This is a genomic window from Hymenobacter terrenus (assembly GCF_000972495.1).
Taxonomy (GTDB): Bacteria; Bacteroidota; Bacteroidia; order Cytophagales; family Hymenobacteraceae; genus Hymenobacter; species Hymenobacter terrenus.
On the sequence record NZ_LATM01000087.1, the window covers coordinates 1 to 2,465 of the forward strand.

Here is a 2,465-nt window from a genome sequence, read left to right on the forward strand (position 1 = left end):
AAGCGGTAGTCCCCATAGGTATGCTGGTACCCGATGCGCCCCGCGGAATTGGGCTGCTGACTACGAACAAAAAGGCCCTGACTGTACAGCCAGGGCCTCTCTATCGTCGCGCATAGCGCACTTTAAATGACGCTACGAGCTTACCGCTTCTCGAAACGCTGATGCGTGGTCGTGTGGCGGTCGCTCACATCTAACAGATAAGTGCCCGTCTTTAGCGAGGAGATGTTGAGCTGGCCATTGCCTTCCAGGTGCAGGCCGCGCACTTCGCGGCCGGTCAGGTCACGCACGTGCACGGTGAATGGCTCCTCGGAGTCGGCATTCAGCGGCCGGGCAATTTTCAGCACCTCCGTGGCCGGGTTTGGGTACACCGTGTACTGGTCGGCCGCACGGTTGGAATTATCCTCGCGAGCCGTAGCACTTGCACTGCCGGTCACCGTGATGCTGTAATCTTCCGTTTCGCCATAGTTGTAAGAACCACAGCTAGCCGTGCCGCTGCCGTCGCTCAGTACGACGCGCAGGCGAGTCTTACCGATTTTGGCGGCAGTTGGTACCGTGAAGGTGCCCGTGCGAGTAGCCGCGCTAGTGCTGCCGGGAGCCGATACCACCAGTTCATTGGCATCGGTGAACACGCCGTTCTGGTTCCAGTCGGCGTACACTTTCACGTACTCCGTGTAAGCCTGGCCGCTGAAGCCCGCCGAGAAGCTGATAGTCTGTGACGAGCCTTGAGCTACGCTCGTGCTCAGTGCGGTGCCATTGTAGTAGCCCCCATCAGCCCCCGAAGTGCGGTTGATGCTGCCCAACCTCACGAGGTCGAGGTACTCGAATTCCTGGCTGCTGCCCCTGCTGGCGCAATACGTAACAGTGGTGGGAGGAGGCGTGGTAGTGCCACCGCCAGTAGGCGCCACTCCGCCTTGCGAAGCAAGCAAGCTGGCGCGGGCACCGCCCGTAGCAAACAGCGCATTCATGCGCGTGCTTTGGCCAGTCGAGAACATGTACATGCCCCGGTCATCAGTATAGTCCATGTAGTTCATAAACATATCGCTGGTGTTCGAGCAAGAAGGGTTCGGGTAGTTTGGAACCCCGATGTTTTCGTCGGCTTGGTTGGGCGTGTCAGATACCAGGTCCGAGCCGGTGCAAGCACCATCATCATCACCCCAGATATGGCGCAGATTCAGCCAGTGCCCCACTTCGTGGGTCGCAGTGCGGCCCAGGTTGAAGGGCGCGGTGGCGGAACCACCTTTACCGAATGCCGAAGTTAGAATCACTACGCCGTCCAAGGCGGCGGGGCCGCCGGGAAACTGCGCATAGCCAAGGGTACTACCGGCCATGTTACACACCCAGATGTTGAGATACTTGCTGGTATCCCAGGGGTCAGAACCGCCGTCGCTGTTGCGCTTCATGTACTCATAAAATTCCCCCGTTTGCGGGTTGTCTACCGGCCAGCTGGTCCGGGTAGTTGATTTCCGCACGATGCCGGTGGTGGCGGCGCCCGTAGGAGTGCGCTTAGCCAGGACGAAGGCAATGTTTACGTTGGCTACCAGCGAAGCAAAGGCGGGGGGAACGTTGGCCGCATCGGCATTCAGCTTTTGGAAGTCTTCGTTGAGCACCGCAATCTGCGAGGCAATCTGGGCGTCGGAGACGTTCTGGGCCGTGGTGTTGTAGAGCACGTGCACGACCACGGGAATGGTCACGGTAACGGCGGTGGAGCGCTGGGCTGATTTGTCGGGCTGCTTGGCGTATTCCACAGCCTGATTATTGATTTTCGCCAGGCGCTGAGCCAGGGCTGGGTCGGCACGCATCTGGGCTTCCAAAAGCTCCATGCTGCCGCACGTGCGGCGGGTAGGCGCTTGGGCGCTAACCGGGGTAGACGCNTAGGCGCTTGGGCGCTAACCGGGGTAGACGCTAGCCCCAGGCCCATGAGCCCTAGTGCTGCTGCGTAGACAGTTTTTTTCATCTCAAAAAAGCAGTTAACCGTGGAGAAATAAATATGGTGGCAATCTATTAAGCAATTTGCGATAATTGCAATAGAATTCCGCTTTTAGGCATTAATTCTTTCAATAATCACCTCATTTAGTTAAAAATCCATTGTTCAGTCAAATAAATCACGTCTTATTTATAGCAGTCTAAGCTCACCAATGAGCGAGAAAATATAAAAGGAATTTCCCATCGACACCTCTAATTATTAATGTATTTCCATTGCAGTCAAACCGAAACACCTGCCGAGTTTGGTGCTTCTTCCCGGTAGCCCACCCATAACCTGAAGCACGAAAAAAGCCCTGCCGGTTACGGCAGGGCGAGGGAGTCCGGCACCAGTAAGCAGCGACGCGCCGAATAGGCGCCTCTACCGTTCGTTTACGGGCCAGTCTAAAATAAGAAGTCGAACCCGACGAAGACCAGCTTCTCCTCCCCGACTGAGTAGGTCACGTTGATGACGGCTTGCTTGAGGATGTCGACATAGATGCCGC

1 protein-coding gene is annotated in these 2,465 nt (G+C 56.8%); it reads right to left on the reverse strand.

Going from position 1 to position 2,465, the window contains the following annotated elements; translation table 11 throughout:
- Nucleotides 1-140: 140 nt before the first annotated feature.
- Complete coding sequence (locus WX88_RS28445) at nucleotides 141-1,820, reverse strand: GEVED domain-containing protein (protein WP_197076990.1); 1,680 nt, start codon at nucleotides 1,818-1,820, stop codon at nucleotides 141-143.
- Nucleotides 1,821-2,465 lie beyond the last annotated feature (645 nt).

Coding starts and splice junctions, on each gene's coding strand:
- WX88_RS28445 (WP_197076990.1), bottom strand. CDS start 1,820: ATGGAGCTTTTGGAAGCCCAGATGCGTGCCGACCCAGCCCTGGCTCAG.